This is a genomic window from Actinomadura sp. WMMA1423 (genome assembly GCF_006547145.1).
In the GTDB taxonomy this organism is placed as follows: domain Bacteria; phylum Actinomycetota; class Actinomycetes; order Streptosporangiales; family Streptosporangiaceae; genus Spirillospora.
On the sequence record NZ_CP041244.1, the window covers coordinates 1,594,413 to 1,609,875 of the forward strand.

At 75.4% G+C, this 15,463-nt stretch carries 18 protein-coding genes; 10 read left to right on the forward strand and 8 right to left on the reverse strand.

Annotated features, from left to right (window positions below; all coding sequences use genetic code 11):
• Positions 1-53: 53 nt before the first annotated feature.
• Genes FKD65_RS07360 through FKD65_RS07385 form a run of 7 tightly spaced genes read right to left on the reverse strand, consistent with a single transcriptional unit; the run spans position 54 to position 5,818 of the window.
• Positions 54-296: an acyl carrier protein gene (locus tag FKD65_RS07360; protein ID WP_141576759.1), complete on the reverse strand. Its 243-nt coding sequence runs from the start codon at positions 294-296 to the stop codon at positions 54-56.
• On the reverse strand, positions 293-1,678 hold the full coding sequence (locus FKD65_RS07365; protein WP_141576760.1) for a dihydrolipoamide acetyltransferase family protein: 1,386 nt from the start codon (positions 1,676-1,678) through the stop codon (positions 293-295). The genes FKD65_RS07360 and FKD65_RS07365 overlap by 4 nt, the downstream gene beginning before the upstream one ends.
• Positions 1,671-2,699 carry an alpha-ketoacid dehydrogenase subunit beta gene (locus tag FKD65_RS07370; protein WP_141576761.1) on the reverse strand — a complete coding sequence of 343 codons (1,029 nt, stop codon included), beginning with the start codon at positions 2,697-2,699 and terminating at the stop codon, positions 1,671-1,673. The genes FKD65_RS07365 and FKD65_RS07370 overlap by 8 nt, the downstream gene beginning before the upstream one ends.
• Complete coding sequence (gene pdhA / locus FKD65_RS07375) at positions 2,696-3,742, reverse strand: pyruvate dehydrogenase (acetyl-transferring) E1 component subunit alpha (RefSeq protein WP_205718585.1); 1,047 nt, start codon at positions 3,740-3,742, stop codon at positions 2,696-2,698. The genes FKD65_RS07370 and pdhA overlap by 4 nt, the downstream gene beginning before the upstream one ends.
• Positions 3,739-4,086 (reverse strand): hypothetical protein, encoded by a 348-nt coding sequence (locus FKD65_RS45430; RefSeq protein ID WP_240810010.1) that lies wholly within the window; start codon positions 4,084-4,086, stop codon positions 3,739-3,741. The genes pdhA and FKD65_RS45430 overlap by 4 nt, the downstream gene beginning before the upstream one ends.
• Complete coding sequence (locus FKD65_RS45435; protein WP_240810011.1) at positions 4,083-5,516, reverse strand: AMP-binding protein; 1,434 nt, start codon at positions 5,514-5,516, stop codon at positions 4,083-4,085. The genes FKD65_RS45430 and FKD65_RS45435 overlap by 4 nt, the downstream gene beginning before the upstream one ends.
• Positions 5,517-5,566: 50 nt before the next feature.
• Positions 5,567-5,818 carry a DUF1876 domain-containing protein gene (locus tag FKD65_RS07385; protein ID WP_141576762.1) on the reverse strand — a complete coding sequence of 84 codons (252 nt, stop codon included), beginning with the start codon at positions 5,816-5,818 and terminating at the stop codon, positions 5,567-5,569.
• Positions 5,819-6,049: 231 nt separating this feature from the next.
• On the opposite strand from FKD65_RS07385, the gene FKD65_RS07390 reads away from it, so the two are divergent.
• Positions 6,050-7,402: a nicotinate phosphoribosyltransferase gene (locus tag FKD65_RS07390; protein WP_141576763.1), complete on the forward strand. Its 1,353-nt coding sequence runs from the start codon at positions 6,050-6,052 to the stop codon at positions 7,400-7,402.
• A gap of 33 nt (positions 7,403-7,435) precedes the next feature.
• Here the strand turns inward: FKD65_RS07390 and FKD65_RS07395 are convergent, their stop codons facing one another.
• On the reverse strand, positions 7,436-8,287 hold the full coding sequence (locus FKD65_RS07395) for a universal stress protein (RefSeq protein WP_141576764.1): 852 nt from the start codon (positions 8,285-8,287) through the stop codon (positions 7,436-7,438).
• Positions 8,288-8,604: 317 nt separating this feature from the next.
• On the opposite strand from FKD65_RS07395, the gene FKD65_RS07400 reads away from it, so the two are divergent.
• The 9 genes from FKD65_RS07400 to FKD65_RS07440 all read left to right on the forward strand — a co-directional run bounded on the left by FKD65_RS07400 (position 8,605) and on the right by FKD65_RS07440 (position 15,440).
• Positions 8,605-9,168 carry a hypothetical protein gene (locus tag FKD65_RS07400; RefSeq protein WP_141576765.1) on the forward strand — a complete coding sequence of 188 codons (564 nt, stop codon included), beginning with the start codon at positions 8,605-8,607 and terminating at the stop codon, positions 9,166-9,168.
• Position 9,169: 1 nt separating this feature from the next.
• Positions 9,170-9,796: a class F sortase gene (locus tag FKD65_RS07405; RefSeq protein WP_141576766.1), complete on the forward strand. Its 627-nt coding sequence runs from the start codon at positions 9,170-9,172 to the stop codon at positions 9,794-9,796.
• A 115-nt stretch (positions 9,797-9,911) separates the two neighbouring features.
• Positions 9,912-10,238 carry a hypothetical protein gene (locus tag FKD65_RS07410; protein WP_141576767.1) on the forward strand — a complete coding sequence of 109 codons (327 nt, stop codon included), beginning with the start codon at positions 9,912-9,914 and terminating at the stop codon, positions 10,236-10,238.
• A gap of 77 nt (positions 10,239-10,315) precedes the next feature.
• Positions 10,316-10,798 (forward strand): cyclic nucleotide-binding domain-containing protein, encoded by a 483-nt coding sequence (locus FKD65_RS07415; protein ID WP_205718587.1) that lies wholly within the window; start codon positions 10,316-10,318, stop codon positions 10,796-10,798.
• Positions 10,795-11,667, forward strand: a complete 873-nt coding sequence (locus tag FKD65_RS07420) for an FAD/NAD(P)-binding protein (RefSeq protein WP_240810012.1) — start codon at positions 10,795-10,797, stop codon at positions 11,665-11,667. Before FKD65_RS07415 ends, FKD65_RS07420 begins: the two co-directional genes overlap by 4 nt.
• A 2-nt stretch (positions 11,668-11,669) precedes the next feature.
• Positions 11,670-12,467 (forward strand): oxidoreductase, encoded by a 798-nt coding sequence (locus FKD65_RS07425; RefSeq protein ID WP_141576768.1) that lies wholly within the window; start codon positions 11,670-11,672, stop codon positions 12,465-12,467.
• Positions 12,464-13,759, forward strand: coding sequence for a Ni/Fe hydrogenase subunit alpha (locus FKD65_RS44860; RefSeq protein ID WP_141576769.1), 1,296 nt, complete (start codon positions 12,464-12,466; stop codon positions 13,757-13,759). Before FKD65_RS07425 ends, FKD65_RS44860 begins: the two co-directional genes overlap by 4 nt.
• Positions 13,756-14,244 carry a hydrogenase maturation protease gene (locus FKD65_RS44865; protein ID WP_205718588.1) on the forward strand — a complete coding sequence of 163 codons (489 nt, stop codon included), beginning with the start codon at positions 13,756-13,758 and terminating at the stop codon, positions 14,242-14,244. Before FKD65_RS44860 ends, FKD65_RS44865 begins: the two co-directional genes overlap by 4 nt.
• Positions 14,241-15,440, forward strand: a complete 1,200-nt coding sequence (locus tag FKD65_RS07440) for a 4Fe-4S dicluster domain-containing protein (protein WP_141576770.1) — start codon at positions 14,241-14,243, stop codon at positions 15,438-15,440. Before FKD65_RS44865 ends, FKD65_RS07440 begins: the two co-directional genes overlap by 4 nt.
• Positions 15,441-15,463: the final 23 nt, after the last annotated feature.

Here is a 15,463-nt window from a genome sequence, read left to right on the forward strand (position 1 = left end):
AGGGCGCATCGGCCCGCCCTCGGGCCGACCTTCGTCCCGGCCCCGCTCCGCGGTCAGGTGCGGCGGACGAGGTAGGCGACGCAGTCGTCCAGCGTGGACAGCTCCGTGTAGTCGTCCTCGTCGATGCGCAGGCCCGAGCCTTCGCTCAGCCCTTCGACGAAGCCGAGGAAGTCCAGCGAGTCGAGGCCGAGGTCCTCGCGCAGGTCCGCGTCCCCGTCCACCGTCGCGGCGTCGACGTCGGGAGCCGCCTTCTCCAGCGAGCGGGCGGCCAGGTCGCGTGCTTCTGCCGGTGTCATAGCTCCTCCGGGCTCTGCAGCAGCCGGTCCACGGCCTCCAGGAGGCGCGCTCCCGTGTGGCCGTCGGTGGCCCGGTGGTCGGCGGCCAGCGTGGCGGTGACCACCGGGCGGACGCCCAGCATCCCGTCCACGGCCCACGGGCGCCGGACGATCCTGCCGAAGCCGAGCAGGGCCACCTGGGGCGGGAAGATCACGCCGGTCACCGACTCCACGCCCCGGTCGCCTAGGTCGGTGACGGTGATCGTCGCGTCGCCCAGCTCGGAGCCGCGCAGCCGGCCCGTCCGGGCGCGGACGAGCATCTCCTTCAGGGCGGCCATCAGGTCGTCCAGGGACAGCCCGTCCGCGCCGCGGAGGGTCGGGGTCACCAGCCCGCCGCCGCGCAGCGCGGTGACGATGCCGACGTGGACGCCGTCTCCGGGGACGAACGCATCGTCGACCCAGTGACCGTTGAGCTCGGGGACCTCCCGCGCCGCCAGGGCGCCCGCCTTGAGCAGCAGCGCGGCCGGGAGGACGCGCCCCGACACGGGGAGTTCGCGGTTGCGCGCCCTGAGCCAGGTCGTCGCGGTCTCCATGTCGATGGTGGTGCCGAGGTAGTAGTGCGGTATCTCGCGCTTGCTCCGGGCCATGAGCTCGCCGATCGCCCGCCGCATCGCGGCCTGCTTGTCCGGGGCGGGCCGCCCGGCCGCCGCCCTCCGGCGCGGTGCCGGGGCCGGACGCGGGCCGTGCGCCGCGGCGCGGACGTCGTCGGCGCGGATGACGCCGCGGGCGCCCGACCCGCGCACCCGGCCGAGGTCGACGCCGAGTTCACCGGCGATCCTGCGGGCCAGCGGGGACGCCTTCGGGCGGCGCGCCGGGCGGGTCGCCGGGCGGGTCGCCGGGCGGGTCGCCCTCTCCAGATCGGCGCGGACGATCCTTCCGTCGTGTCCCGTGCCGTGCACCGAGGCCAGGTCGATGCCGCGCTCCTCGGCCAGGCGCCGGACCAGCGGGGTCGCGGCCTGCCGGTGCGCGGCCTGCCGGTGCGCGGGGGCACGGGACGGCTCGCTCCGCTCCCGTGCCGGGCGCGCCGCGGCCTCCGCGGCGCCGGACGGCCCGGAAGGGGCGGGAGGGGCGGGAGGGGCGGGAGGGGGCACCTCGCCCGGCGGCGCCGAGGCCGGGGTCAGCCGGGCGAGCGGGGTCCCGACCGGGACGCTCACGCCGGGCTCGACGAGGAGGGCGTCGACCACGCCGTCGTCGAAGCACTCGACCTCGATGTCGGCCTTGTCGGTCTCGACGACGGCGACGGTGTCGCCCCTGCGCACCCGGTCCCCGGGGCCGACCAGCCATTCGGTGAGGGTGCCGCGCTCCATGTCGGCGCCGAGCGAGGGCATCGTGAAGTCAGGCATCGCCGCTCACCACCCGGTGCGCGGCGGAGACGACGTCGTCCGGCTGCGGCAGCGCGGCCTCCTCCAGGTGCCGCGGGTAGGGGATGGGGATCTCGGCGCCGCACACCCGCGCGACCGGCGCGTCGAGGTCGTAGAACGCCTGCTCGGTGATGCGCGCGCTGACCTCCGCGGACAGGCTCCCCGACCGCCACGCCTCGTCCACGACCACGGCGCGGTGGGTGCGGCGGACCGAGTCCATGATCGTGGCGTCGTCCAGCGGGCGCAGCGACCGCAGGTCGACGACCTCGGCCTCCACGCCCTCGGAGGCGAGCCGCTCGGCGGCCTCCAGGGTCTTGCCGAGGGTCCCGCCGTAGGTGATCAGGCTGACGTCCGACCCGGCCCGGCGCACCGCCGCGCGGTCGATGTCCACCGCGCCCGCGCCGGGCGCCAGTTCGCCGGCCATGCCGTACAGCGAGCCGTGCTCGAAGACCAGGACGGGGTCGGGGTCCTCCAGCGCGGTCCACAGCATGCCGCGGGCGTCCTCCAGGGTGGCGGGGGCGACGATCCGCAGGCCGGGGATGTGGGTGTACCAGCCTTCGAGGCTGTGCGAATGCTGCGCGGCCAACTGCCGGCCCGCCCCGGTGGTCATCCGGATGACCAGCGGGACGCCGAACTGCCCGCCCGACATGTGCGACAGCGTCGCCGCGTTGTTGAGGATCTGGTCGAGCGCGAGCAGGCTGAAGTTGACCGTCATGATCTCCACGATGGGGCGCATCCCGGCGAGCGCCGCGCCGATGCCCGCGCCGACGAACGCCGACTCCGACAGGGGCGTGTCGCGGATCCGCTCGGGCCCGAACTCCTCCAGCAACCCGAGGCTGACCGCGAAGCAGCCGCCGTAGCGCCCGACGTCCTCGCCCATCAGGAACACGCGCTCGTCCTCCGCGAGCGCCTCGCGCAGCGCCGCCCGCATGGCCTCGCGGTAGGTGGTCCGGGCGGGCTCGGCGGCCGCGGGAGCGTCCCGGGGCGCCTGGGTGGTCGTCATCGCCGCACCGCCTTCTCGGAGTAGACGAACCGGGTCAGGTCGGCGACCGGCTCCAGCGGCGCCTCCCGCGCCGCCCGCACGGCGCCGTCGATCTCGGCGGCGATCTCCCTGTCCATCGCGGTGAGGTCGTCGCCGCCGAGCTCGCCGTCGGCGCGCATCCGCGCGGCGAGGGCGTCGATCGGGTCGTGGCGCTTCCACTCCTCGATCTCGGCCTTGCCTCGGTAGCGGTCGGGGTCGTACATCGAGTGGGCGCGGTACCGGTAGGTGCGCATCTCCAGGAAGTGCGGCCCCCCGCCCCAGCGCACGGACTCGGCCGCCCGCCGCGCGGCCGCGGAGACGGCGAGCACGTCCATTCCGTCCACGGCCCACGACACGAGGCCGTAGGACGAGGCGCGCAGGGCGAGGTCGGTCTCCGCGTGCTCGCGGGCGAGCGCGGTCCCCATCGCGTACCGGTTGTTCTCGCAGACGAACAGCACCGGCAGCCGCCAGAGCGCGGCCAGGTTCAGGCACTCGTGGAACTCGCCCTCGGCGGCGGCGCCGTCCCCGAGGAAGCACGCCGTGACGCGGTCGGCGCCGCGCATCCGGTCGGCGAGCGCCAGCCCGACCGCGAGCGGCAGCCCGCCGGCCACGATCGCGTTGCCGCCGTAGAAGCGGGTCGCCGCGTCGAACAGGTGCATCGAGCCGCCGCGGCCGCGGCTGCAGCCGGTGGTCCGGCCGAACATCTCCGCCATGACCGCCTCGGCCGGGATGCCGCGCGCGAGGGCGTGGCCGTGCTCGCGGTAGGTGGTGACGACGGCGTCCTCCGGCCCGAGGGCCGGCATCACCCCGGCGGCGACGGCCTCCTCGCCGATGTACAGGTGCATGAACCCGCGGATCTCGGCCGCGCTGTACAGCTCGACGCAGCGCTCCTCGAAGCGCCTGATGCGCAGCATCTCGTGCAGCAGGCCGCGGCGCTCCTCGTCCGCCGCCTTGCGCGCCGCCGCGTCCGCCGTGCGGCCGCCGCCTCCGGCGCCGCCAGGCTCGGTCCTCTTCTTCCTGGTCATGGGCTCTGCTCCAGTGTCGACACGTCGCCCTCGGGGAGCCCCAGCTCGCGCGCCTTCAGCAGCCGGCGCATCACCTTGCCGGAGCGGGTGTGCGGGAGGTGCTGGTCGAACGCGATCTCCTTGGGCGCCAGGGACGCCAGCCTCCGGCGGCCGAACGCGATCAGTTCGCGGCGCGTCTCCTCGTCCGCCTCGTAGCCGGGGCGCAGGGTCACGAAGGCCTTGACGACCTCTCCCGCGACCGGGTCCGGGCGGCCGATCGCCCCCGCCTCGGCGACGGCCTCGTGCTCCATGAGCGCGCTCTCGACCTCGAAGGGCCCGATGAGGTGCCCGGCCGACTTGATCACGTCGTCGGCGCGCGCGACGAACCAGTAGTAGCCGTCCGCGTCCCGGCGGGCGATGTCCCCGGTGAGGTACCAGCCGCCGCGAACGTCCCCGCGTAGCGCGCGTCGTCGTGCAGGTAGGCGCGGAACATCGACGGCCAGCCGGGGCGCAGCGCGAGCTCGCCTTCGGCCTCCGGGCCGCGCGCCACCGTCACCGTCCCGTCCTCCGACACCCGTGCGCGCCCGTCCGGGCCGCGCTCCAGCAGCCCGACCTCGACGCCGGGCATGGGACGCCCCATCGAGCCGGGCCTGATGTCCATGGAGGCGTAGTTGCTGATCATGATCGCGCCGGTCTCGGTCTGCCACCAGTTGTCGTGGACGGGCAGCCCGAACGCCGTCACGCCCCACACGACGGCCTCGGGGTTGAGCGGCTCCCCCACGCTGGCGACGAACCGCAGGGCGGACAGGTCGCGGGCGCGCGCCGGCCCGGCCCCGTACCGCATGAGCATCCGCAGCGCGGTGGGCGCGGTGTACCAGACCGAGACCCGCTGCTCCTCCAGGATCCGGTACCAGCGTTTGACGTCGAACTCGGCGGCGTCCACCAGCAGCGTCGCCCCGTGGGTGAGCGGGGCGATGATCCCGTAGGAGGTGCCCGTGACCCAGCCCGGATCGGCCGTGCACCAGAACACGTCCCCCTGCCTCAGGTCGAGCGCGTAGGCCGCGGTCGCGTGATGCGCCACGACGGCCTCGTGGACGTGCACCGCGCCCTTGGGCCGTCCCGTGGTGCCGCTGGTGAAGTGAAGCAGCGCCATGTCCCGCGGGTCGGTCGGCGGTATCTCGAAGAGGGGGGCGGCGTCGTCCATGACCTCCTGGTAGGACACGGTCCCCGGCGGCGCGTCGCCGCCGCCGCCGACGATCAGGACGTGCTCCAGGCCCGGCAGCTCGTCCCGGATCTGGGCGATCTTCCTCTTGTACAGCTCGGGGCTGGTGACCAGCACCTTCCCGTCGCCGAGCCGGAGCCGGTCGCGGATCGGCTCCGGGCCGAACGCGGGGAACAGCGGCGAGAAGACGCTCGTGTTCTTCAGCGTCCCCAGCGCCGCCACATAGAGCTCCGGGACGCGGCCCAGCAGGGTAAACACGCGGTCCCCCTTGCGGACCCCCAGCGCGCGCAGCACGCCCGCGAACCGGCAGGTCTCGTCCCGGAGCCGCGCGTAGGTGAGTTCGGTGACCCGGCCGCGGCGGTCCAGGCAGCGCAGGGCCACCCGGTCGGCGAGCGGCCCCTCGGCATGCCGGTCGACCGCCTCGTGGGCGATGTTCAGCCCCCGCCCGCCCGGGAGGCCGTCCATGGCGGCCCGCGCGTCGTCCCAGCGGAAGCGGTCGTAGGCCTTGTCGTAGTCGTCCAGGTTCGGCGGCGGGCCCGGGCGCCCGGCCTTGGTGATGGTCTCCCAGCCCATTCGGCTCACCCCGTCGGAAGCTCGTCGGAAGGAGCGCGGTTCCGCGACGCTCAGGCGGGCCCTGCGAACTGGGCGATGTCCTTGCTGGCGAGGCCGTGGAGCCGGTCGGCGAGATCGGCCAGCGCCCGGCTGACGGCGAGCTCGTCGCCGATCTCCGGGACCTCGCGGTCGATCGGGTTGCGACGCGCGTGCCCGCGTCCGGTCGTCCTCTTCTGGCCGTCGCTCGACAGGACCGCGTGCGCGACGGTGTCCGGGCCGTCCTCGGTGATGTAGAGCTCGACGCTCCATTCCTTGGCCTTCATGGCGAACCTCCTCCGCTCGGCCGTTCACTCTCCATCGTTGGAAGGCGGCCGGAGGCGTCCCTAGGGGCGGAAGTCCCGAATCCCGAGATCGGCGCACCCCGGAAAGGGACCTTCGGCCCCTCCGCGCGGGACGGACGTGGGGAAGGCGGGCGGGGCCGGACGGGGCAGGGTCGAACCCGTGAGGGCCGCGGACCGGCACGGCGAGGACTGCACGGGCGAGGGACTGATCGTATGAGCGGCGGACTGCTGACCGACCTGTACGAGGTGACGATGGCGGCGAGCTACCTGCGCCGCGGCATGACCGGCCAGGCCACGTTCAGCCTCTTCGTCCGCAAGCTGCCGCCCGACCGCGGCTTCCTGATCGCCGCGGGCCTGGAGGACTGCCTGTCGTTCGTCGAGGACTACGGCTTCTCCCAGGAGGACCTCGACTACCTGGCCGATGTGCAGGGGCTGGACGACGCCTCGCTCCGGGCGTTCGAGCGCCTGCGGTTCACCGGTGAGGTCCGGGCGGTGCCCGAGGGACGTGTCGTCTTCCCCGGCGAACCCCTTCTGGAGGTCACCGCGCCGATCGCGGAGGCCCAGCTGGTGGAGACCGTGCTGCTGAACCACATCACCTTCCAGTCCACGGTGGCCACGAAGGCGGCCCGCTGCGTGCGCGCGGCGGGCGGTGCGCAGGTCATCGACTTCTCCTTCCGCCGGACGCAGGGGGTCGACGCCGCGATGGCCGTGGCGCGGGCCTCCTACCTCGCCGGTTTCGCCGGCACCAGCAACGTCGAGGGGGCCCGGCGGTACGGCATCCCCGCGACCGGCACGATGGCCCACTCCTACGTCGAGGCCTTCCCCGCCGAGGAGGAGGCGTTCGCGGCCTTCGCCGCCGACTTCCCCGACCGCACCACGCTGCTGGTCGACACCTACGACACGGTCAGCGGGGTCGCCGCCGCGATCCGGACGGCCCGCCGGGCCGGGCCGGCGCTCCTGGCGGGGATCCGGCTCGACTCCGGCGACCTCGGCGACCTCGCGGTCAGGGCCCGCTCGATGCTGGACGAGGCCGGCATGGCGGGCGCGCGGATCGTGGCCAGCGGCGGGCTGGACGAGTACCGGATCGCCGACCTCGCCGCCGCCGGCGCCCCGATCGACGTGTACGGCGTGGGGACGAAGATGGGCGTGTCCGCCGACGCCCCGTATCTGGACAGCGCCTACAAGCTCGTCGCCTACGAGGACCGGCCGGTGATGAAGCTGTCCACCGGCAAGATCACCGCACCGTGCCCCAAGCAGGTCCACCGCGGCGCGGACGGGGACTTGGTCGCGCTGCGGGACGAGCCGGCCCCGGACGGGACGGAGCCCCTGCTCGTCCCCGTCATGGCGGGCGGGCGCCGCCTCGCGGACGCCGAGCCGCTCGAACGCGTGCGCGAGCGGTGCGCCGCCGACATGGCCGCGCTGCCCGACCGCGTCAAGCGGCTCCGGGATCCCGAGACCCGTCCCGTCCGGCTGAGCGCGCGGCTCCGGCACGTCAGGGACGGGCTGCACGAGGAGCTCGCCGCCGGGCACCGGGCCGCCGGGGGCCGTCCGCTCGAAGGAGCGTGACCCGGGATCGAACCGGGCCCACGGGCCCTTCGGCTAGGTGAACCGGCCGACGACGGCGACCGGGCACTCGGCGTGATGGATCACCCCGTGGCCGACCGAGCCGACCCGGAAGATGCCCCAGCGGTGGGCGTGCGCGCCGAGGACCACCAGGTCCGCCGTCCGCGACGCCCTGCAGAGTTCGGACACCGGGTGCCCGACGAGGACGTCGTTGACCACGTCGACCAGCGGATACCTCTCGTACAGCGGGGCGTAGGCCTCGATGACCCGGGCCCGCCGCTCGTCGTTGAGCCGCTCCTCGTCGATGGCGTATCCGGCCTCGGCCATGTTCACCGAGAGCTGCCACGCGTGCACGACGCGAAGCCGCGCCCCGCGGGCGGCGGCCGCGTCGAAGGCGTACTTCAGCGCGTCCCCCGGCTCCTCGGCGACGTCGTACCCCACCACGACCTCGCCGCGGGCGTCGCCCTCCCCGCGGACGACCACCAGGGGGACGGCGGTGTGCCCCGCCACGCGCAGGCTGACCGAACCGAGCAGGAGCCCGGTGAAGCCGCCGTGCCCGCGGTGCCCGAGCACCAGCTCGAACGCCTTCTCCGCCTCGTCGCGCAGCGCGTCCGGCGTCGTGTTGACGACCAGGGCGGTCGTCACCCGCAGATCCGGCCGGCGCTCCCGGACGCGCCGCTCGGCCTCCAGCAGCACGGCGTGCCCGGCGGGCGAGAGGCGTTCGGCCGCGTCCGGCGGGGCGAAGCGGCGGACCTGGTACGGCCAGATCTCCGCCGCGTGGACGATGTGGAGCGGCCGGTGCCGCATCGCGGCCTCGTCGGCCGCCCAGTCGACGGCCCGGCCGGCGGGACCGGACCCGTCCGTCCCCACGACGATCGGTGCGGACATGGCTCCTCCGGCGATCAGGCGACTTGCACGGCCGATTTCCAGCCTTTGCGGACCTACCGGGCCGGGGCCAGGGACCAAGGTCCGCCGCCGCGAGGACCTTCGCCGCCGCGTCGTCCCCGCCCCGAGCTCAAGGTTCAGGGCGCGGCGCCTGCGACCCGCCGGATCCGCCGTCGCGCGGGCCCGGCCGGGGCGGGCCGTTGGTCCCCCCACGACGCGACCTTCGTCCCTGAAGCCGTCAGGGCGGGCGGCCTGCACTGAGGAGGCAAGCCCCCGACGGCACACGCGCCCCGCGGTCAGCGGCGCGCAGGAGGTGGATCATGTTGCCCCTCGGTCTCGCCCTCACCCCCGCGCTCACGGCGGCGCTGGTGCTCGGTCCCTTCGAGCCGAGCCCCACGCCCACGACGAGCGAACCCACTCCTCCGACGACGCCCGCGGCGACCGTCGGCGTCACCCCCGCCTCGGTTCCCGCGGGCGGCGCCCCGGTGACCGTGTCCGCGGTCTGCGCCGGCGGGACGGCCAAGGCCGTCGTCAAGTCCGACGCCTTCGCGCAGAGCGGCGCCTTCGCCGGAGCCGCGAAGCTCACGCTGAAGACCTCCGCCGAGGCCAAGGCGGGCAAGTACGCGGTCAACCTGCTCTGCGACGGGACCGCGGTCAGCGCGTCGACCTCGCTCCTGATCACGCAGGCGACGCCCGGCCCCACCCCGACGAGCCCGGCGCCCACGAGTCCCGCTCCGAACCCCACCCCGTCCGGCCCGCCCCAGACGGGCGGCGGCTCGACCTCCACATCGGTTCCGTACCTGTTCGGCGGGGTCGTCCTGATCGGTGCCGGGTCGGTCGCGGGCACGCTCGCGCTGCGCAGGCGCCGCCAGAACGGGGCCTGAGATGCGCCGGCGGGCCGGCGTGCGGCTGCCGCTCGCGGCCGCCGCCGCCGTCATCATCGGGGTCGCCCTGGTCGTCTTCGGACTCGACCGGGGCGGCCCCCCGGGCGTGCCCAGGGGCGGCTCGGGGGGTTCGTCGCCGAGCCCCCCGGCGGCGGCCGCCATGGCGCGGTCGGTGCCCGTCCGCATCCGGATCCCCGCGATCGGGGTCGACGCGCCGGTCACGGCCCTCGGGCTGAACCCCGACGGCACCGTCCAGGAGCCCTCGCTGAGGCAGCCGTGGCTCACCAGCTGGTACGAGGGCGGCGCGGCGCCGGGCGAGCGCGGACCGGCCGCCTTCTACGGCCACGTCGACACGCGCGCGTCGGGCCCCGCCGTGTTCTACGACCTCGGCCGCCTCCGGCGCGGGGCGCAGGTCAGGGTGCTGCGCCGGGACGGGCGCACCGCGGTCTTCCAGATCACCTCGGTCGAGCAGGTCCGCAAGTCCCGGTTCCCCACCGGGCGCGTCTACGGCCGGACGGCCGAACCCACGGTCCGGCTGATGACCTGCGGCGGCGAGTTCGACCCGGTCAAGCGCAGCTACAAGGACAACATCATCGCCTACGGCGTCCTCGTCGGCTCCACGGGATGAGCCGCCGGGGACCCCGGCCCGCGCGCCCGCCGGCGCCGCGCGCGGGCCGTTGGTCCCGGAACCCGCGGCGGGACGGCCCTGCTCCCGCGGCGCGGCGGAGGGGGAGGGTGAGGGCATGGCTACCAAGTTCTCGAACCAGGGCATCGCCCGCCGCGCGGGCAGGAGCAGGAAGCCGGGACGAGCGGAGCCCGGGCCCTCCCCCGCACCGGCCGTGGTGCCGCCCCTCGCGGACCGGGGCTGCTGCTGCCTGGCCAAGCCCGTCGTGGTGGCGATCACGCCGTTCACCGGCCGCGACCGCCGGCCCGTGGACCTGCACCTGTGCGCCCACCACTACCGGCTCTCCCGCCGGGCGCTCGACGAGGCCGGGGCCGTCGTCTTCGACGGCGCGGGCCTGCCCGTCACCGACCCGGACGCCGGAGAACTGCTGCGCACCGCCGGCTGACCCCCGGTCCCCGTCCCCGCCTGTTCTTGACCGTCCCTGCGGTATGCCCATTCCGTCATGAGGGCAGGTCACGGCAGGTGGAGGCAACGAACGGCGTCACGGGCGGGACGCTGGCCGCGGAGCGGTTCTTCGCCGGCATGCCGGACCGCCACCTCGCCGCCCTGGCCGCCACCGCCCGCGCGCTGGAGGTCCCGGCCGGGCACCGCTTCTTCGAGGAGGGCTGGGCCGCCGGGCACTTCTGGCTGCTGCGCTCGGGGACGGTGGCCCTCGACCTCCAGGTCCCCGGGCGGGGCGCCGTGGTGGTGGAGACGCTGCCGCCCTCCTCGGTGCTGGGCTGGTCGTGGATGTTCCCTCCGCACGTCTGGAGGTTCGGCGCCGTCTCCCTGGAGGCCGTCCGGACCCTCCGGTTCGAGGGAGCCGAGGTCCGGGAGCTGTGCGCCGCGGACCTCCGGCTCGGTTACGACCTGACCCTGCGGTTCGGCGCCGTGCTGCTGGACCGGCTCGAAGCCACGCGGGTCCGGGTGCTGGACCTGTACGCGCCCCCGGAGCGGCCGGCATGACCCCGGCGCCCCCGGGGCATCCGATGACCCCCGTCCCGTACCGCGTGACGGCCCGGCGGGTGGAGACCGCCGACACGGTGACGCTCGCGCTGGAGCCCGTCGCTGCGCCGATCCCCGAGCCCGCGCCGGGCCAGTTCACGATGATGTACGCGTTCGGCGTCGGCGAGGCGCCGATCTCCCTCAGCCGCATCGGGGCGGACGGCGGGGAGCGGGGCGCGGCCCCCGCGGGCCGGGCCGGGCCGGTGCTGGAGCAGACGGTCCGGGCCGTCGGCGCCGTCACCCGGGCCGTGTGCGGGACGGGGCCGGGCCAGGTCCTCGGGCTGCGGGGCCCCCTCGGCACCGGCTGGGGGCTGGACGGCGCCCGCGGACGCGACCTGGTCGTGGCGGCGGGCGGGATCGGCCTCGCCCCGCTGCGGCCGGTCGTGCTGCGCGCCCTGGCCGAGCGGGAGGCCTTCGGCCGCATCGCGGTCCTGGTCGGCGCCCGCACCCCCGGCGACCTGCTGTTCACCGGCGAGCTGGAGACCTGGCGGGCGCGCGGCGCCCAGGTCGAGGTGACCGTGGACCGGCCGGCCCCGGGCTGGACCGGCCAGGTCGGACTGATCACGGCCCTGGCGCGCGCCGCGGACATCGACCCCGCCCGGACCGCCGCCTTCGTCTGCGGGCCGGAGATCATGATGCGCCTGACCGCCGAGGCGCTCACCGGGCTCGGGGTGCCGCCGGGGAACGTCCGGTTCTCCCTGGAGCGCAACATGCGGTGCGGGGTCGGCTGGTGCGGGCACTGCCAGCTCGGCCCGCTGCTGGTCTGCCGGGACGGGCCGGTCGTCCCCTACGAGCGCGCCGCCCCGCTGATGACCGTCAGGGAGCTGTAGCCATGGGACGACCGACGCTGGCCGTGTGGAAGTTCGCCTCCTGCGACGGCTGCCAGCTCACCCTCCTGGACTGCGAGGACGAGCTGCTCACCCTCACCGGCGAGATCGAGGTCTCGCACTTCCTCGAGGCGTCGAGCGCCGTCGGCGAGGGGCCGTACGACGTCTCGCTGGTCGAGGGGTCGATCTCGACGCCCGCGGACCTGGACCGCATACGGCACGTGCGGGCGGTCTCGCGGAAGCTGGTCACGATCGGCGCGTGCGCCACCGCCGGGGGGATCCAGGCGCTGCGCGACTTCGCCGACGTGGAGGAGTTCGCCTCCGTCGTCTACGCGCGGCCCGAGTACATCACCGCGCTCGCGACGTCGACCCCCATCGCCGCGCACGTGCCCGTGGACTTCGAGCTGCGCGGGTGCCCGATCGACCGCGGCCAGCTCCTGGAGGTGCTGGCGGCGCACCTCGCGGGCCGCAGGCCGGACGTCCCGGTCCACAGCGTCTGCTTCGAGTGCAAGATCCGCGGGAACGTCTGCGTCATGGTCGCCCGCGGCACCCCGTGCCTCGGCCCGATCACCCAGGCGGGGTGCGGCGCGATCTGCCCGGCGTACGGGCGGGGCTGCTACGGCTGCTTCGGCCCGGCCCCCGCGTGGAGCGAAGGACGACCGAACACGCGCGGCCTGCTGCCGTGGCTCGACATGACCGACGACGAGGCGGACCGCGTGCTGTCCACCTTCAACGTCGCCGCCTTCCGCGAGGAGGCCCCGCCCGGGGCGAGCGGCGGTTCCGCCCGGGGGAAGCGGCCATGACGCACCGCAACGACCGGACGCTGAGCGTCGGGGCCCTCGCGCGGGTCGAGGGCGAGGGCGCGATGCACGTCCGCGTGCGCGGCTCGCAGGTCGAGGAGGTGCGGCTCGCCATCTACGAGCCGCCGCGGTTCTTCGAGGCCTTCCTGCGCGGCCGCGCCCACACCGAGCCCCCCGACATCACCGCCCGGATCTGCGGGATCTGCCCGGTCGCCTACCAGACGAGCGCCTGCCAGGCCGTCGAGGCCGCCTGCGGCGCGACCGTGGACGGCGCCCTCGGCGAGCTGCGCCGCCTGCTCTACTGCGGCGAGTGGATCGAGAGCCATGCCCTGCACATCTACCTGCTGCACGCACCGGACTTCCTCGGCTATCCCGGCGCGATCGAACTCGCCCGCGACCACCGCGCCGCCGTCGAGCGGGGGCTGCGGCTGAAGAAGGCCGGCAACTCTCTCATGGAGTTCCTCGGGGGGCGCGCGATCCACCCGGTGAACGTCCGGGTCGGCGGCTTCTACCGGACCCCGGCGCCCGCCGAGCTCGCCCCGCTCGCCGAGACGCTGCGGGGGGCGCTCGACGACGCCCTCGCCACCGTGGAATGGGCGGCGGGCTTCGAGTTCCCCGACTTCACCCACGGCCACGAGTTCCTCGCGCTGTCGGCCGACCGGTACCCCCTGGAGGGCGGCATCGTCCGCGGCAGCGCCGGGCGCGCCTTCGCCGCCGCCGATTTCGAGCGGAACGTCGTCGAGGAGCAGGTCCCGCACTCGACCGCCCTGCACGCCCGCTTCACCGGCGGGGGCCGCTACCTGACCGGTCCCCCGGCCCGCTACTCCCTCAACCGCGACCGGCTGTCCCCGCTCGCGCTGGAGGCCGCGGACCGGGCCGGGCTCGGCCCCGAGTGCCGCAACCCGTTCCGCAGCATCCTCGTCCGCGCGGTCGAGGTCGTCTACGCCGTGGACGAGGCGCTGCGGATCATCGCCGCGTACGAGCCGCCGCCGCGCCCGTCCGTTCCGGTGACCCCGCGGGAGGGGACCGGGCACGGCGCGACCGAGGCTCCGCGCGGCCTGCTCTACCACCGCTACGACCTCGGCCCGGACGGCCTCATCAGGGCGGCGAAGATCGTCCCGCCGACGTCGCAGAACCAGGCGGCCATCGAGGACGACCTGCGCCGCTTCGTCGCGGCCCGCCTCCACCTCGACGACGAGGCCCTGACCAGGCACTGCGAGCAGGCGATCCGCAACTACGACCCCTGCATCTCCTGCTCCACCCACTTCCTCGACCTGACCGTGGAGCGGTCGTGATCACCGTGATCGGCGTCGGGAACGCCTTCCGCCGCGACGACGGCGCCGGGCCCGCCGTGGTCGAGGCGCTCCGCGGCCGCGTGGACGCCGGGCTCGCGGTCACCGACGGCGAGCCCGCGAGGCTCATCGACCTGTGGGCGGGGGCCGACCTCGCGATCGTCGTGGACGCCGTGCGGGCGGACCCGCCGGAGCCCGGCCGGATCCACGAGCTGGACGCCGAGACCGCGGCCCTCACCGCGCGGCCCGTGACCGACCACGCCCTCGGCCTCGGCGACGCCGTCGCGCTCGGGTCGGCGGTGGACCGGATGCCCGCCCGCCTCCGCGTCCTCGCGATCGAGGGGGCCGACTTCGGGTTCGGCCGGGGACTGACCCCGGGCGTCGCCGTCGCGGTCGGCGCGGTCGCCGACCACCTGGCCGGCGCGCTCCCGCCCCGGCGCGGAGCCGTGCGCCCGGCGGACGACCGGGCAGGAAGGAAGGACGCATGACCGCTCCTGCGAACACATCGGAGACCGGCGGCCCCGGGGCGCTGGTGCTGACGAGTCTCCGCCCCCTCTGCGAGGCGCTGCGGCGGGCGGGCTACACCGTCATCGGGCCGACCGTGCGCGACGACGCCATCGTCCTGGACGAGCTCGACTCGGCCGACCGGCTCCCCTACGGCTGGGGCGTCACGCTCAGCGCCGGCGCCTACCGGCTGCGCAGGCGCGAGGACGGCGCTGCGTTCGCGCACGCCGCCGGGCCGCAGTCCTGGAAGCCGTTCCTGCACCGGCCGAAGGTCAAGCTCTGGGAGGCGGACCGGACGCGGGAGGGGTTCCAGGTGAGGGACCACGAGCCCGAGGCGGCCCGGCTGGCGCTGCTCGGCGTCCGGCCGTGCGACCTGCGCGCGATCGCGATCCAGGACCGCGTCCTCCTGGGAGGCCGCCACGCCGACCCCGCCTACGGGGCACGGCGGCATGACAACTTCGTCATCGCCGTCAACTGCACCGAGCCCGGCGGGACCTGCTTCTGCGCCTCCATGGGCACCGGCCCGCAGGCAGGCCCCGGTTACGATCTCGCGCTCACCGAGCTGGTCGGCGGCGAGGGCCTCCGCTACGTCGTCGACGTCGCCACCGAGGCGGGCGCCGCCCTCGTGGAGGGCATGGCCCCGCCGCCCGCCGAGCCCGCCGACGTCGCCCGGGCGCGCGCGGAGGTGGCGGCGGCGGCCGGCCGCATGGGCCGGGAGATGCCCGCCCTGGGGCTGCGCGACCTCATGGCCGGCACCCTGGAGGCCGACCGCTGGGACGAGGTGGCCGAACGCTGCCTGAGCTGCGGGAACTGCACGATGGTGTGCCCGACCTGCTTCTGCACGAGGGTCTCCGACACCACGGACCTGACCGGCGACCACGCCGAGCGGTGGCAGCTCTGGGACTCCTGCTTCGACCCGGACTTCTCCCACCTGCACGGGGGCGACGTCCGGGCGTCGCCCAGGAGCCGCTACCGGCAGTGGCTCACCCACAAGCTCGGCACCTGGCACGACCAGTTCGGCTCCTCCGGCTGCGTGGGCTGCGGCCGGTGCATCGTCTGGTGCCCGGTCGGCATCGACCTGACCGTGGAGGTCGCGGCGCTGCGCACCGAGGCCGCCGGGGAGGGCGCCGGCCCGGTCCGGGGGTCCAAAGGCCCACCGGGAGGGGATGTTCGCCCCTGACCGCCGCACGCACGGCGGCGCGA